Below are 16,442 nucleotides of genomic sequence, written 5' to 3'. Positions count from 1 at the left end.
GTAATTTTCCTTTTAATTTAATTAATACTCACCTTTAAATAAAATCCTTACATATCTATAGAAGGAATAATACCGTACCTTACTATGGCTCTAACTGCATCATTTTTGGAGCCTGTATTAGCAAGCCAATAATTACCTCGGTTATTTAAACCATATTTGACATTGGTATATTCACAAACTTGTAAATGCTCTTGACAATCAACTATCCGCCCATAAGGTGATTTTCCTTCAGCAATTGAGCAAATATATTTAACTACAGGTTCACTTGTAGCTAAAACAGCCCACTGCCTTCCCGAAATAGAATGGTTTAAATAAGCGCTATAAGCACTGTCTTCTGGACGCATCTGAAAGAGATTAATGGTTTGATTTGTTTTATTAAAAATAACATAGAGTGACTGGGTTGCTCCCGCATCAGAAGGTTTTAATTTTAGCGTTTTTAAATCAAAAGCGTAGCCTTCATTACGGCAGCCTATAGGATTCCTTGTATTTTCTTTTTCAGCTTTTTCAGCTTTTATAGCTTTTTCAGCAAAAAGGCTATTGCACCCAATTAAAAGTAAAAGAAAGAACAAATTTTTTAAATTTTTTTGGCTTAGTTTGTTCATTGTCTTTTTCCACTTGCAGTTGTTAAAATAGGTCGTACAGTTACTTTGGTACCTAGACCATTTGGACCACTTGTGTCTACAAATTCATGATTTAACCAAAGAGCATCTTGAGTAAATAATCTCACACACCCATGACTTGCACGATAACCAGGGATATCATCAGAGCCATGTAATGCAAATCCTTTATGAAAATACATGCAATAGGGCATTTTTGCGCCACCCTTTCCGATTGGGTAAACATTAGAGCGACATTTTTCATTCTCCTTACTAAAAAAGTGGAAGATGCCTGTCATAGTACGGCATGAATGACTACTATCTGAGCACTTATCAGTACCGGATGAAATAGGTCCCCACTTGACTAACTTTCCTTCAGCATCATAAGCGCCCCAAGCAAGCTTGTCCTGATCAACAATCACTTGTTTTTCACCTTCAGGCTTTATTTGCAAAGGAAAAGGAGCAAAATCCAAAATGGTCTTATTGGTTAAATTACGAGGCACTACAATTTCCTTGCCATACCATAAATAGTTATAGCTACGATTAACACGCTGCACTATGTCACGCTGTTGTTCATCAGGAAAAAGCTTTTCCCAAGTTTGTCCTTTCCCAACTTTAATACATTCATATTGCGGATAAGCACAGAGTCCTTTTCCATAATAAGCAGTGGCATGTACTGCAAAAGCAGGTATTAAGAGAGTAATCATCACCAAAATTCTTTTCATGACGTGATCCCCTATAATTTAAGTAAAGGATTGCGCTTTAAACCCTTCTTCACTCTGTGTCGGTTAACTACCTAAAAAGTTTAGTCTTTGTCTTTATTTTTAATTCTTTTTAAAGCCCTTATTAACTTTTCAATTAATAGGTATTAGCAAACCTTCTTTATAGCTCTCATTAGTGTTGTATAAGCTAAATGAAAATTAGCTAATTACTAACTAAGCTATAGCAAAAACTAGGCCAATATATAGCGTTTTAATTAACTTGTAGTAACAGACCTCTTTCCAAACTGGCAGTGAAGAGACGAGGTCGGTTGAAAAAAGGCTGAAAAATTACCGTGTCATGAAATACATAAGCATTTTGAAGATCTTTTTTCCACCGAGATTGACCATCAACGGCAGTTTGGAAAGAGATCTAATAAAATTAGATAGACACAGCTTTACAAAAACGGAAACATAGCTGCCAATTAATAATTCATGAGATTTTAAAATGTGTGTTAGGGGTGAAAATGCTGATAGATACGAAAAGCAAGCTCAGCATTAATGCCTGCAACTTTTACAATTTCTTCAATAGGTGCTTTAGCAAGCTCACGTAAGCCACCAAAGCGTTGTAACAATGCATGCCGTCTTTTTGGTCCAACACCTTCAATCATTTCAAGGGAGGATTCAAGCCCTGCCGTATTTCTTTTTTTACGATGAGCCATAATGGCGAACCGATGCGCTTCATCACGTATTTGCTGCAACAAATGTAAAGCTGGGGAATCGCTTGGCAAAGTAATTTCCTTTTCTTGATCTACCAGAATTAATCGCTCCCACCCTGCTTTCCGATCAATACCTTTAGCAATACCTAATAGCGTAATACCTTCGATACCAAGTTCCTGTAAAACGCGCTTAGCAACACTAACTTGCCCTTTACCACCATCAATAATTAACACATCAGGTAAATTTTGCTCTTGTAATAATCGCTTATAGCGTCTTGATAAAACTTGCTGCATAGCTGCATAATCATCAGATGGAGTAATACCAGTAATATTAAACCTGCGATAATCACTTTTACGAGGTCCTTCTGCATCAAACACAACACAAGAAGCAACTGTTAATTCTCCTTGCGTGTGGCTAATATCAAAGCATTCCATGCGCTCGATAGGTTTTTCCAGTTCTAAAAGTGTGGCTAGAGCAGTATAGCGTCTGGTCATCGTTGCAGCGGAAGCTTCATGTTCACCGACTGCTAAACGCAAGTTATTCTTTGCAAATTCAAGCCAACGAGCTTTTACGCCTCGAGGATTTACTTGCATACGACATTCTTTGCCGCGCAATTTGGTTAACATATCTTTAATGAGGCTTAATTCTGCTACTGCTTCATCTAGAATGAGTAAGGCCGGGATTCGTTCTGGAACCTCAACATAATAAAAGGAAATAAACGCTTCTAGGACTTGTTGACGTAATTCACTCTCTTGTAAAGATAATTCAGGTACTGTAGGGAAAAAACTTTGGCTAGCAATAACGTGCCCGTCACGGATAGAAATACACTGAACACAAGCGAACCCGGCTCGAACTTCAATTGCAATGACATCTGCATCACCTCTTAATTGCACAACTCCCTGCTGCTCCTGCACTAAACGCAGACTTTTAATTTGATCTCGCAATACTGCTGCCTGTTCATAAGCGAGCTGCTGTACGGCAGATTCCATACGGGCTTCTAGCTCTTTTAAAATATCTTGACATTTTCCTTGTAGGAATTTAACAGCATCATTTACAGATTGCTGGTAATCAACAGCAGAAATATAGCCTGTACAAGGCGCTGTACAGCGCTTTATTTGATACTGTAAGCATGGTCTTGAACGAGTATTAAAATAGCTGTCCCGGCAATTACGAATTTTAAATACTTTCTGAATAGTACTTAAGGTATCGCGAACCATGCCTGCACTTGGATAAGGTCCAAAATAAGTGCCCTTTTGTGGTTTTTTTTTACTACGATACATTTCTAATCGAGGATAAGTATGTTCTGTCGTAAGATGAATATAAGGATATGACTTATCGTCCCGCATTAAAACGTTATATTTAGGGCGGAATGTTTTAATTAAACTACTTTCTAAAAGGAGGGCTTCTGTCTCAGTTTTTGTAACTGTCACTTCAATTGAAGCAATTTGGCTAACTAGTGAGCGGGTCTTAGTTCCTACTACTTGTCTAGAAAAATAGCTGCTTACCCGTTTTTTTAAATTAGCTGCCTTACCAATATAAAGAATGTCACCTTTTACGTCTAACATTCGATAAACGCCAGGTTCCATAGTAAGGTTAGCTACAAAATTACTTAATTCATTCGATAAAATTTGTTTATTCATAGATTAACTACTAAGAATAGATCGCGCAAAACTTCTTAACTTACGCGATCATTTTTATACCAGTATAAAAGAGCTTTCATCTCTTTATAATTAACGTATGTTAGTGATCATCTAACAATACATCAGATGGTTTTTCAATTACTTTATGTTTTAAGGCAAGATGGGTTAACTCGACATCATTTTTAATACCCAATTTTTCAAAAATTCGATAGCGATACCCATTAATAGTTTTTGTGCTTAAGAACAAGCGCTCAGCAATATCTTGTACCGTCATTCCACTCGTAATCATTAGCATGACTTGCATCTCTCGCTCTGATAAAGCATCAAAAGGTGAACCTTGAACATCCATAAGACTATTAATAGCCATTTTCTGGGCAATCTCAGCACTTAAATATTTTTCACCTTTGGCCACTTTACGAATAGCTGCAGCCATTTCCTGTACACCAGACTCTTTGGTAAGATAACCCATAGCCCCTAGCTGTAAAATGCGTGTAGGTAGTGGTTCGGCACAAATTGCCGTTACAGCAATTATTTTAATATGAGGATTAGATTTTTTAAGACGCCTTGTTACTTCCCATCCATCGATACCAGGCATTTTCATATCCAATAAAACGACATCTGGTCTGTGAGATTTCACCAACACTAGGGCTTCCTCGCCACTTGCAGCCTCAGCAACTACATCCATATCAGGCAAATCTTCTAAAAGTCGGCGAATACCCATTCTAACCAACGCATGGTCATCAACAATGAGTATTTTGATCAAGCGATGCTCCTTGACAATTTGTCAGCCAATAAACCCTTACATAACTTAACTATTTTGCCTATAGCAAGATAATATTATTTGAGCAAACAATGTAGTAACCTTGCAATTTTGTATCAAAGCAAAATTGCATGTATGCAAGAGGTCTCACAATTCAAAAGTACGACGATATTAACAAGACTAACTAGGCATTACAATTAAAGAACTCTATTAAATTTTTTCAAACCTTAGCAATTGTGTCTTAGTAAGTCGCCAAATGACTTTAAAATAGTCTAATTTAATTGCATATCGATTTTATACTGTCTGTCCCTGTATTCAATTCATTATATAAATTATAACAGAAACGCTTTAACAAGCATGAATATGAATACTCGGATTATCTTTTTCCACCTCAAATAATGGCAGAAATTCTCCTAACTCACACGCTCGCTGCATATATTTTTCTATATCCTGGCAAACAAAATCATATAAAACTTCATACTTGTCAATAACAAAGTAAATTTGCTGTAACTTATCAATGCGATAAGGGGTGCGAAATGCCACCACCGGATCAAATAAAACGCGCATAGGTATATCGCTTTCAACACTATAAGCAGTTTCACTGATTGATGATAGAATTCCTCCCCCATAAGCGCGTAAACCACAATCCGTTTTAATTAAACCAAATTCAACAGTAAACCAAAATAAACGTTGTAATAAAGGCCATTGGCTCTCTGGGAAGGCCAATACTTTACGAGCATAGTTACAAAGAAAATCGGCATACACAGGATCAGTTAGCATTGGACAATGGCCAAAGAGTTCATGAAAGATATCAGGCTCTTTAATATAGTTTAACTCTTCTTGGCAGCGTATAAAGGTTGCAGCTGGAAAATGTCGCTCCGCTAATAACTCAAAAAATTCGCGTGCAGAGATTAAAGCGGCTACCGGTTTAACTTGCCAGCCAGTTAATCCAACTAATTTAGAACTAATATCAGAAAGTTGCGGAATATGATTAGATGGTAAATTGAGTATTTGTAGCCCTTTTAAAAACTCATCACAAGCACGATTAGGTAAAATTGCCATTTGTCTTTCATAGAGTTGCTGCCAGATCCCATCTTCTTCTGGAGAATAATCTATAATCCCTTCTGCATTAGGTTGATGCGAGACATAGCGACTAACAAATTTCATAATAGCTCCTGGCACCCATAGTTATCTATGATTATTAAAATAATCGACTTCTTTGAGCAAGCACACATCTGTTTACAAGTAATTATTCTCTTAACCCAATCCACTAATGCCAATATAAAAAACAATACGTCATCTATAGGACGATATGAATTAAATTATAGCTATTTATAATAGAAATCAAGAAATACGCTTACCAATTTTAGAAATTGGAATAAAGGTTTCAACACCTGACTCTAATTGATGCTGCTCTCCCTTCCAGGCATGACCATAAACTACTTCATAAGTAAGAGGATATTTGTCTTTTATAAGAAAAGATTCGTAGTTTCTTGCAAAATCTCTCCAATGCCCTTTTGCAGTTAGACCTTGATTACGATCTGGATTTATATTACGGACGCCCTGGGCTTTTAAACTAGAAATAAGTTCTTTTAAATTACGGTAGTGAACAGTTAAATACTCCATATCAACGACTGGATCTAAAAACCGCTCTCTTAATAGGCAATCACCAATATCATGCATATCCATAAAACTATTAATATGAGCATACTTATCAACCGACGACCAAGCTTGTTTTAATTCTTTAAAAGTATCAGGCCCCAAGGTTGAAAACATGAAACAACCATTAGGCGACATCACTCGATTTAATTCTCGCATTAAAGAGGTTAATGTTCCCCAATGGATAACTTGGTTAGCAAAAACTAAATCAAATAATCCATCCATAAAAGGTAATGTTGCCATATCTGCATTAACCAAAAACCATTTACGCCAAAATGTTTGTTTTTGTTTGGCTTGTAATAGCATTTTGTAAGCAATATCGATACCTAAAATAACTGCTTTAGGATATTTCTTTTTGAGTAAAATAGTAAAGATGCCAGGCCCACAGCCTAAATCAAGTATAAAACGAGGATTTATTTTTAAATAATCTAAGCGTTGAAATAATCGGTTACCTATTTCAGATTGAACTTTCGCTGCTTGTTCATAATGGAAGGCATGCTCATTAAAGGCATTGCAAATTTCTGTTTTAGGATTCATCATGTAAACGCTTAATTAATAGGAAGTCCAACGGATTATGCTTCATAAGCTCGCGAGTATACCACGAATACTACGTTTAACTGCAGTATGTGTTTTATGTAATCAATATCATCATGAACAACTTGCTATTTGCAATCCCTGCTTAAAACTTTTTATTCCATTAAAATATGCATGTTCAATCTGTCGAGTCGCCTTACCTAGCGATTGCATTTTGCAGTGTGGTTACTGTAGTAAGCAAAAACCAACTTATGATCAGGTATTAACAGCTTATGCATTTGAAGAGCCCTTGCGTACACTTATTCATCAATTTAAATACTATAAGGCCCTTTACTTAAGTACATTATTGGTAAAATTTATGTTAGATGCTCTACCCAGTCAAACCTACCGTCCTGACTGCTTCATACCTATACCTTTGCATCCTAAACGACTGTATAATCGGGGGTTTAATCAATCTGTTATATTAGCTAAATTATTGTCTAAATATTTAAATATTCCTATCGACCTAACGCTTTTACACAAAATTATAAATACGCCTCCTCAAGCTACTTTATCGAGAAAACAACGTCATCAAAACTTAAAAGCTTCATTTATAGCTAAATCAAATCGCTATCAGCACGTAACTATTATTGACGATTTAATCACGACTGGAAACACAGCAAATGAGGTTGCAAAATTACTAAAAAAGCAGCATGTTCAACGCGTTGATGTATGGTGTATAGCAAGAGCCTCTATCGATTCTATTTAAGTACGTTATCAGTGCACCATCCGTTGTAAATCATTTAAAACTAATTGAATTAGAAAAACAATAAACGCAATAAATGCCAGGCGATAAAGGAGTACTTCTAAGGCAATAGAAATAGGTTTACCGCGAATTTTCTCTATTATAGTTAACAAAATTGAACCGCCATCTAGACCAGGAATAGGAAATAAATTAACAAGTCCAACCGCTAAGCTAAAATTCGCTATAAAATATAAAAAGATAATTACCCCTTGATTTAAAGAACCAGCGGAAACTGAGATTAAACCAATTGGCCCAAGCAGCGATGAAAAAGGAATAGCCCCACTTAAAATCTGCTTTAAAGCAAAAATTAAAAAAATTAACATTCGAATAACAGTATTAAATGATTCCTTAAAAGCCATTAAAAACGGTTTCGGCGCAACCTGTTTTTTATATTGAGGTGTTTTATCAATTGTTATACCTAAGTAGCCTGCTAGACCTTTGGTATTTTTATTAAAGGGTTTGGCTAGATTTAACTTTAATTGTCTTTCTTGATTATTCGCATCAGCAACAGTAGCAATAACATTAGATTTACCTAAATTAACAATTAAGACACTTCCTACTTCTTGCCAGGAATTTGTTGGCCAATGCTCAATACTTACAAAACGATCAGATGCCTTGATACCTGCAGCTGCCGCAACGCCTTGAGGGTTAACCTCTTTTATTACCGGCACTAATTGCTGATAACCTACCATATAAAAAATAGTTAAAGCCAGCAAGGCGACAACAAAATTAGCTAAACCGCCCGCTAAAAGAATGATAATACGCTGCCAAGCTGGTTTTTTGTCAAAACAATAAGGATAATCACTAGGTTTAACTTCTTGAATACGTGAGTTTAATAATTTAACATAGCCACCTAAGGGCCACATAGCCCATACCCATTCCCGTCCCTTTTTATCTTTCCAAGATAAAATAGGCTTACCAAAGCCAATAGAAATCCGTTGGATTTTTATGTCAAATAATTTTGCCGCTATTGCATGACCTGCTTCGTGTAAACCTACAACTAATATCAGAGTTAAAATGATAGCAAGTAAAGCAATAAGCATGTTAAATCCAAATTAACGTGTATTATCAACAACTAATTGCAGCACAGGACGACGCGTGCGTCCAGAATTTAATTCACACCCTTTTCTATAGACTTCAAATGTTCGATAAACTTGATTAGTTTCACTATCTACTAACTCTACATCATCGCCTTGGTCATCCAGTAAAGTAACATTTAAACGAATCTCGCGAAATTGAGTAATTTGATAATGCTCTTTAAATAAACGCAATACACTTAATAAACTTTCGGCTACTTCTTCATTAGTATGTTTACCTTGCAAGATAATTTCCATTTCCTGCTCCTTATAAAAGGAATCACTATAGTTAGCGGCATAAATTAAAATGTCTTGAGTTATAGCGCTTGCCACTAAGTTTTATACTACGTTACAAGCTCCTTCGGCTCAGTTATGTACAATCTTTGTCTAAAATTTATTAGCTGGCGCTAGATCAGTGTTTTCATAGTGTATCTAAGTGGAGCCGTTGATTTTTATGTAAATTCGAGCTTTAAGTTAAAATTTCCATCTTAAATTTTTATGATGTCTATAAATGAAAACAGTTTTGGTTTACAATTCATAATTATAGCGTAACCGTGTAAATATATGGTGTTTGTTGCCTGTGGGCTCAATTACAAAACAGCTCCCCTAGATGTTCGTGAAAAAATTGCCTTACCCCCGGCAGTGCAGGGCGACTTTTTGCAAAATTTAATTGCTCAATCTGCAGTCAATGAAGCCGCAATTTTATCAACTTGTAATCGTACAGAAATTTATTGTGAAACAGAGGACCCTAAGGCGCTAATTCCCTGGCTAGCTCAAGAACAGCAAGTAGCTAAACATGATTTACTTCCTTTTTGTTATTTATATCATGGTGAGCAGGGTATAAAGCATACCCTACGTGTTGCTAGTGGCTTAGACTCAATGATGCTTGGTGAACCTCAAATTTTAGGTCAAATGAAACAAGCGTATAGGCAAGCTTGCGAAGTGGGCACTATAAAGACCAATTTACGATTTATTTTTGAGTATGTTTTTAAAGCCAGTAAACGCGTTAGAAACCGCAGTGGTATAGGAATAAACCCTATTTCAGTAGCTTATGCAGCAGTACAACTTATTAACAAATTATTCTCTAATTCTAAAAATCTGGACGTTTTTTTAATTGGATCGGGTGAAACAGCAACCTTAGTGGCAAAATATTTACATAAGCAAGGCATGCATCGTTTTAAAGTGGCAAGTCGTACACGAGAAAATGCTCAACAGTTAGCAATGACCTTTAATGGTGAAGCACTAACCATTGGTGATATTCCTGAGCACTTATCCCAAGCTGATGTAATCATTTCCGCTACTGCTTGTCCCCTACCCTTCATTAACAAAAGCTTAGTAGAAGGCGCGTTGGCAAAGCGCAATCATGCACCAATGTTTTTTCTAGATTTAGCCGTACCCCGAGATATTGAACCTGATGTAGGTAAATTAAAAAATGCAAATCTCTATAATATAGATGATTTACAGACTATGATTGAACAAGGGATGAGCGAAAGGCGCTTAGCAGCTCTACAAGCAGAACAATTAATTGATTGTGAATTAGATAACTACATTCGATGGCATCGATCACTACGGGCCAAGGAAGTTATTTGTGATTATCGCCAACGTATGCAATTGCTTGCTGAAGAAGAATTACATCGAGCAAAAACAAAATTATCTAGCGGGCTTAATCAAGATCTAGTATTACGTGAATTCTGCGATAGACTTGTAAATAAGTTAACCCATCATCCTACTATTGGTTTAAAACAAGCGGCCTGGGATGGCAGACAAGAGTTACTTGATCTTACTCATTATTTATTTAATACCGAAAATGACCCCGTAACGTTATGAAAAAATCGCTCGAATTAAAATTGCAACAATTATTAGAACGCTTTCAAGAAGTAAGCCACTTACTCTCTGAGCCTTCCGTAATTGCTGATCAAAATCAATTTAAAAATTTATCGAAAGAATACGCTCAACTTGAGCCTTTAGCTAATTGTTACAATACTTATTTACAAGCAGAATCTAATCTTAAATCCCTAGAGGAAATGGTATCAGGCTCTGATCAAGAATTAGCAACTATGGCTGCTGAGGAAATTGATGAGGCTAAAGAAGAAGTAGAGCGACTTGAAGATGAATTACAATGGCATTTAGTCCCTAAAGATCCAGATGATTCCCGTAATATTTATCTAGAAATACGAGCAGGAGCAGGCGGTGATGAAGCTGCTATTTTTGCTGGGGACTTATTTCGGATGTATAGTCGTTACGCTGAAAACCAAGGCTGGCATGTGGAAGTTGTTAGTGCCAATGCTGGTGAGCATGGTGGCTATAAAGAAATTATTGCACGAATTTCAGGTAACGCTGTTTATGCACAGTTAAAATTTGAATCAGGTGCGCATCGTGTGCAGCGTGTACCCGCTACCGAATCCCAAGGCAGAGTACATACCTCAACCTGTACTGTTGCTATTTTGCCTGAGGTTGAAGAGATTGATGATATTGAAATTAATTCTGATGAACTGCGTATTGACACTTATCGCTCTTCGGGTGCAGGTGGTCAGCATGTTAATAAAACAGATTCCGCTATTCGTATTACTCACTTACCTACAGGTGTCGTTGTAGAATGTCAGGATGAGCGCTCTCAACATAAAAATCGAGCCAAGGCTATGGCTTTACTAAAAACCCGCTTACTTGATGCAGAGCAGAGTAAGCAGCGGCAAGAGCAAGCTCAAACAAGAAAGCTTTTAGTAGGCTCAGGTGATCGCTCCGAGCGTATTCGTACATATAATTTTCCTCAAGGTCGTCTAACGGATCACAGGATTAATTTAACTCTTTATCAGCTCACTGATATTATTGAAGGTGATATATCAGGTGTGCTTGATGCGCTCAAACGTGAGCATCATGCTGAGCTTCTTGCAGAACTTGGACGCCATGAATAATAACATTAAATATTCCCTTGAGCTTGCAATAAGACAATTAGCCGAATATATTCAAGGCGATGCGCGAACAGATGCTGAGATTTTATTAGCGCATGCGATGGGTAAAACCCGTACCTATATTTATACTCATCCTGAAGCTGAACTAACGAAAGAAGAATTCAAACTTTTTCAACGGTTTGTTGCTCGCCGCTCACTGGGGGTACCCGTTGCCTATATTATTGGAACACGTGAGTTTTGGTCTCTACCTTTAAAAGTTAGTGAAGAAACACTTATTCCGCGACCAGAAACAGAATTACTCGTTGAAATTGCTTTAAATTTATTAAAAGATCGCCCTAAGGTACGTATCTTAGACCTAGGAACAGGCAGTGGCGCTATTGCGCTTGCTTTAGCCAAAGAAAAATCAGATTGGGAAATAACAGCTTGTGATTGTAGCGAAGGTGCCTTAATAACCGCTAAAAATAATGCGCATCTTTTGAATTTATCTAATATTCACTTTTGTTATTCTGATTGGTTTTCACAAATTGATGAGACAAAAAAATTCCATGCTATTGTTTCCAATCCACCTTATGTTGCAGCAAATGATCCGCATTTGATTTCTGGTGACCTACGTTTTGAACCGCAACTAGCATTAATTGGCGGTTCCAATGGGCTAGCCGCCTTAGAACACATTATTAAACACAGTATTGCTAGGCTTGAACCGAATGGCATATTATTAATTGAGCACGGCTTTGATCAAAAATCTGCAGTTGCGTCTATGCTTAATAATTATGGCTATCAAGATATAAGATGTTGGCAAGATTTACAAGGGCATGACCGAGTTAGTGTAGGAAAGTATATAATTAGTTGATGACAGAGCTAATTTTTGGTATACCTAAGCGCCTTAAATTGTCATGCCCTTAGGTTTACATCTGATTCTTTTAGTGACAAGAAGAAATCCTGAAAGGAAAGTCAGATTTAAGTGCAAATTAAGTACAGTTAATTCTAAAACATTTATATAAATAATAAGGTCTTAGAATTATTTTCGCTTAATATGCGCTTGAAACTTTTGTTGAATTATAAACAAGGATAGGGCGTGTATGTGGATTAGTACCAACGTGGGAGGCAATTATGCCAGCGCAATCAGTTAAGTCAAAATTTAAAAGCGATGCTACCGGTAACATGGGTATTCCCTTCTATCAAGAAACTGAAGGTGAAGAGTACATGAATGAAAAGCAGCTAGCACATATTGAAAAAATATTACTAGCATGGCGTCAGTCTCTTATGGAGGAAGTAGATAGAACTGTATCCCATATGAAAGATGAAGCTGCTAATTTCCCCGATCCCTCTGATCGTGCCAGTCAGGAAGAAGAATTTAGCTTAGAATTACGTACGCGTGATAGAGAGCGAAAGCTTATTAAAAAAATTGAAGACGCCCTTGAGCGCTTGAGAGATGCAGATTTTGGTTATTGTGAAGCATGTGGCATAGAAATTGGTTTACGTCGCCTAGAAGCTAGGCCAACTGCAACGCTTTGTATTGATTGCAAAACACTTTCTGAAATAAAAGAAAGGCAGAACCAAGGTAGTTAATTCCTTCCTCTTACTAACGTTCTGCGACTTGTTAGCGGAATCCACAACTAAACAACTCTACTACTGGATCCCGCGGACAAGCCGCGGGACGTTGATTTAATAGAATTGGGTTGATAATCAAACCTCCTGAGCAGCCTTCAATAACTAACCCTGTTAACTACCTACGTTCCGCGACTTGTTCGCGGAATCTATAATCAGGCAACATCATTGGCTCCCACGGAGAAGCTATAGGTGTTGGCTTAGAGAAAAAATTTATTTTGGTGTTTAAATTTATAATAAGTTATCGATCTGATGTAGATACCGTAACACAGTACCTTTATTTTTATTTAAAATTTGTGTTGCGTTCTCTACTAAAGACTGCCGTTTATCTTGATGCTGATGAAGGTCTATAAGCTTACTAACTAATTCATCTGCATTATCAACTAAAATAATTGCGTTAGCTTCTTGCAATGCATTGCAAATTGCCTTGAAATTATGCGTATACTTACCACTGATAACTGGAGTTTGCATTGCAATAGGCTCAAGTACGTTATGACCGCCAACTGGAACTAAGCTGCCGCCTATAAACGCATAATGACTGATTTTATAAAAAGTTAGTAGCTCACCAATAGAATCTAAAATAATAACATCTTCATCGCTTATCTTACTTTTAATTTGACTTCTTAGCCCAGTTTTATAGCCCATTTTACAGGATAATTGATAAACTTTTTGAAAGCGTTCGGGGTGACGAGGAGCAATTAATAATACAAGATTAGGAATATGGGCTTTTAATTGATGCAAACGGGCTAAAATAAGCTGCTCTTCCCCTTCATGTGTACTTGCAACAATAACCCTTATGCTATTTTTACCTAAATAGTTATCAAACTCTAATAAGTGCTTATTGGGTGATGGTATTTGTAAATCAAATTTTATATTACCACCAATCTGTACCCTATCTTCTTTAGCACCTAGTTGTTTAAAATAAGAAGCATCCTCGGGGCTTTGCGCAAGAATTAAATTAAATTTATTTAACAAAGGTTTAAATAAATATTTAATCTTTTTATAACCATCATAAGACCGTTTAGACAATCTAGCGTTTAATAACAATAACGGTATTTCCTTTTTAGTTGCGATTGTAATCAGATTTGGCCACAATTCTGTTTCCATGATAATACCTAGCCGTGGCTTATGAAATTTAAAGAAACGCCACAAAGCCTGAGGTAAATCGTAAGGGAGGTAACGATGTGTCACGCGATTTTGAAAGTGGACTTGAATTTTTTCAGCACCTGTAGGCGTCATAGTAGTAATGAGTAATTGCATATTTTTTTGCAGTAGTGCTTCAATCAGTGGAATCGCAGCAATGACCTCACCTAAAGAAACAGCATGGATCCATACATCATAGTGAGTTTTTGTTTTATTACCATAACCAAACCGTTCATTTATACGCTGCCTATAAGCAGGTAACTTTCGTCCTTTCCACCATAAACGGAAAAACAAATAGGGGCTTAAACAATAGAGTAAAAAAGAATAAAGTTGGCGCATATAAAAAAATTTATAACAAAATTCGCCATTATACCCGGTATAAAAGCACAAACTCTAGCAAAAAACATTAAAATTAGACGATAAAGATTGTTAAAACTTAATAAAACTCGTAATTGTTCAAAACACCTGGCAAAATTAAGGCTAAAATTAACAAGGACCTTGTACTTTATTAAAAGTAAGATTTAGGTCAGGTTTAATTAAAGTATAACTATATCGGAACTATGATAGTGAATTTTCGTCATTTCTTTACCACCCATGCCTGGTGGGGAAAAATTCTAGGAGGCTTCTTTGGCTACTTGATAGCCGGCGCTACGGGAGCTCTTTTTGGAATATTAATTGGTAACCTTTTTGATAGAGGCTTAGTTTCTCATTTTTCACGCCCACATTGGACATATCATGATGAGAAGCGTAAATCGGTTCAAAAAATTTTTTTTCAGGCAACTTTTACAGTAATGGGGTATGTTGCTAAGGCAGATGGCCGGGTTTCGGAAAATGAAATACAGATGGCTAGGCAATTAATGGATGAAATGCGTCTAGGTAAAGAACAGCAAATATTAGCAAAACGATTTTTTCACCAAGGCAAGGATAAACGCTTTAATTTAGACACCATGCTGTCTACCTTAAGAAGTGTTTGCCGTGATAACCTTGAATTACTAAAATTATTCATGGATATTCAATATCGCTCCGCTCAAGTAGATGGATTGTCTGAAAAGAAAGTTGAAGTGCTCGATTCAGTATTTATACGCTTAGGTTTTGCACCTCTACGCCAACAATATCGTTTTTATGAAGATTTCCATTACCAACGAAATACTCGCTCTCACTCATCATCCCATTCCTCAAGGCAGCAAGGATCATATCAAGGCAACCGTAATTACAATTATCAAACGTCTTCACCACCTAATTCATTAGCACAAGCTTATGCACTTTTAGAAATCAGTCAATCAGCTACAAAACAAGAAGTTAAAAGAGCCTATCGTCGGCTTATTAGTAAAAATCACCCTGATAAGCTTATTGCTCAAGGATTACCAGAAGAAATGATTAAAATGGCTAATGACAAAACACAAAAAATTACTAAGGCTTATGAACAAATTTGTGCTAGTAAAGGTTGGTAATATTGATTGTCTGATTATACTAATAATTTAATATAAATTTGGAGATCAGGAGTACGAAAATAAGAACAAAAAGTGCAGCATAGCTACCTATGCGACCCTTTTGCGGGACAAATTTTCATGTAAAATATACTAAATACATACCTGCGATAGGTAGAGGTTGATTACTTAAATATGAATTAATTTAGCTATCAATTATAGCCAAAATTAAATACGATAAGCTAAATTCATAAAAACAGAATAGAGAAAAGGAAAATAATCTTTAGCTGGATCAATCTCGGATTCACCATAACCGGCTGTATAATTACCATTAAAACCTAACATAAAATGGCGACTTAGCTGAATATTAAAGCCTATATCGAACGTTGGTGTTGCTCGCCAATCATTATTAATTTTATCGTAACGATGAAGAATAGCCGCCCCTGCCCCAGAGTAAATACTTACTGGTGTATCTGGTACAATTAACATAACTTTACCTATAAGACCAATGGTTTCTGTATGACTATTAAAATGGGTCATATCATGATTAAAGGCAAATAAGCTATCTTTATCAAACTTCACACGTGCATTTGGATAACGTCGATAGTGAGACTCAAGCGCAAAAAAAGGGTTAATTTCATATCCTGAAAAAAATCCCCACATTACACCACCTTCTTGTACGCGGATAGGCGTTGAAATAGTCATCGCACCATTTTTATTTTTTTCTGAAGGCACTAAGCCTTCCCAAGTTGTTGCACCATATCCTGCTGATAAGCCAAGATAAATAGTATTTAAAGGGGGGGCTATTTCTGCATAGGCAATACTTGGTAGTAAAGCTATAAAAAAATAGCCTCTTAAAAGAATAATTATTTTATGCATTAGAATTCA

Annotated in this window: 16 protein-coding genes; 6 read left to right on the top strand and 10 right to left on the bottom strand. The window is 36.4% G+C overall.

Annotation, left to right across the window (positions count from 1 at the left end):
• Positions 1-47: 47 nt before the first annotated feature.
• The 6 genes from E1P04_RS02235 to bioC all read right to left on the bottom strand — a co-directional run bounded on the left by E1P04_RS02235 (position 48) and on the right by bioC (position 6,610).
• A complete protein-coding gene (locus E1P04_RS02235) occupies positions 48-602 on the bottom strand; it encodes an endopeptidase IV (protein WP_131781302.1) in 555 nt (184 codons plus the stop codon).
• Positions 599-1,321 (bottom strand): L,D-transpeptidase, encoded by a 723-nt coding sequence (locus E1P04_RS02230; protein ID WP_131781301.1) that lies wholly within the window; start codon positions 1,319-1,321, stop codon positions 599-601. The genes E1P04_RS02235 and E1P04_RS02230 overlap by 4 nt, the downstream gene beginning before the upstream one ends.
• Positions 1,322-1,809: 488 nt before the next feature.
• Positions 1,810-3,654, bottom strand: a complete 1,845-nt coding sequence (uvrC, locus tag E1P04_RS02225; protein ID WP_131781300.1) for an excinuclease ABC subunit UvrC — start codon at positions 3,652-3,654, stop codon at positions 1,810-1,812.
• 100 nt (positions 3,655-3,754) lie between these two features.
• Positions 3,755-4,417 carry a two-component system response regulator LetA gene (gene letA, locus E1P04_RS02220; protein WP_165482654.1) on the bottom strand — a complete coding sequence of 221 codons (663 nt, stop codon included), beginning with the start codon at positions 4,415-4,417 and terminating at the stop codon, positions 3,755-3,757.
• Between the two features lie 345 nt (positions 4,418-4,762).
• Complete coding sequence (gene phhA / locus E1P04_RS02215; protein WP_131781299.1) at positions 4,763-5,581, bottom strand: phenylalanine 4-monooxygenase; 819 nt, start codon at positions 5,579-5,581, stop codon at positions 4,763-4,765.
• Between the two features lie 177 nt (positions 5,582-5,758).
• Positions 5,759-6,610, bottom strand: coding sequence for a malonyl-ACP O-methyltransferase BioC (bioC, locus tag E1P04_RS02210; protein WP_131781551.1), 852 nt, complete (start codon positions 6,608-6,610; stop codon positions 5,759-5,761).
• A 37-nt stretch (positions 6,611-6,647) separates the two neighbouring features.
• Here bioC and E1P04_RS02205 point away from each other — a divergent pair, with 37 nt between their 5' ends.
• Entirely contained in the window at positions 6,648-7,355 is a 708-nt protein-coding gene (locus tag E1P04_RS02205; protein WP_131781298.1) for a ComF family protein, read from the top strand.
• An 8-nt stretch (positions 7,356-7,363) separates the two neighbouring features.
• Here E1P04_RS02205 and E1P04_RS02200 read toward each other — a convergent pair whose 3' ends face one another.
• Positions 7,364-8,434 carry a M50 family metallopeptidase gene (locus E1P04_RS02200; RefSeq protein ID WP_131781297.1) on the bottom strand — a complete coding sequence of 357 codons (1,071 nt, stop codon included), beginning with the start codon at positions 8,432-8,434 and terminating at the stop codon, positions 7,364-7,366.
• Positions 8,435-8,446: 12 nt separating this feature from the next.
• Positions 8,447-8,725, bottom strand: coding sequence for a hypothetical protein (locus E1P04_RS02195; RefSeq protein ID WP_115332557.1), 279 nt, complete (start codon positions 8,723-8,725; stop codon positions 8,447-8,449).
• A gap of 306 nt (positions 8,726-9,031) precedes the next feature.
• On the opposite strand from E1P04_RS02195, the gene hemA reads away from it, so the two are divergent.
• From hemA to dksA, 4 genes are all read left to right on the top strand, one after another.
• Positions 9,032-10,294, top strand: coding sequence for a glutamyl-tRNA reductase (gene hemA, locus E1P04_RS02190; protein ID WP_131781296.1), 1,263 nt, complete (start codon positions 9,032-9,034; stop codon positions 10,292-10,294).
• On the top strand, positions 10,291-11,379 hold the full coding sequence (gene prfA, locus E1P04_RS02185; protein WP_131781295.1) for a peptide chain release factor 1: 1,089 nt from the start codon (positions 10,291-10,293) through the stop codon (positions 11,377-11,379). Before hemA ends, prfA begins: the two co-directional genes overlap by 4 nt.
• Positions 11,372-12,226, top strand: a complete 855-nt coding sequence (gene prmC / locus E1P04_RS02180; RefSeq protein ID WP_131781294.1) for a peptide chain release factor N(5)-glutamine methyltransferase — start codon at positions 11,372-11,374, stop codon at positions 12,224-12,226. The genes prfA and prmC overlap by 8 nt, the downstream gene beginning before the upstream one ends.
• A gap of 260 nt (positions 12,227-12,486) precedes the next feature.
• The gene (gene dksA, locus E1P04_RS02175; protein WP_115331598.1) at positions 12,487-12,945 is read left to right on the top strand and encodes an RNA polymerase-binding protein DksA; all 459 of its coding nucleotides are present in this window, start codon (positions 12,487-12,489) and stop codon (positions 12,943-12,945) included.
• Positions 12,946-13,215: 270 nt separating this feature from the next.
• Here the strand turns inward: dksA and waaA are convergent, their stop codons facing one another.
• Positions 13,216-14,466 (bottom strand): lipid IV(A) 3-deoxy-D-manno-octulosonic acid transferase, encoded by a 1,251-nt coding sequence (gene waaA, locus E1P04_RS02170; protein WP_131781293.1) that lies wholly within the window; start codon positions 14,464-14,466, stop codon positions 13,216-13,218.
• 227 nt (positions 14,467-14,693) lie between these two features.
• Here waaA and djlA point away from each other — a divergent pair, with 227 nt between their 5' ends.
• Positions 14,694-15,578: a co-chaperone DjlA gene (gene djlA, locus E1P04_RS02165; RefSeq protein ID WP_427853047.1), complete on the top strand. Its 885-nt coding sequence runs from the start codon at positions 14,694-14,696 to the stop codon at positions 15,576-15,578.
• 204 nt (positions 15,579-15,782) lie between these two features.
• On the opposite strand, the gene E1P04_RS02160 is transcribed toward djlA, so the two are convergent.
• The gene (locus tag E1P04_RS02160; protein ID WP_131781291.1) at positions 15,783-16,433 is read right to left on the bottom strand and encodes a hypothetical protein; all 651 of its coding nucleotides are present in this window, start codon (positions 16,431-16,433) and stop codon (positions 15,783-15,785) included.
• Positions 16,434-16,442 lie beyond the last annotated feature (9 nt).

This window comes from Legionella gresilensis, assembly GCF_900639865.1.
In the GTDB taxonomy this organism is placed as follows: Bacteria; Pseudomonadota; Gammaproteobacteria; order Legionellales; family Legionellaceae; genus Legionella_C; species Legionella_C gresilensis.
This window is presented reverse-complemented; position numbering and strand designations above follow the sequence as displayed.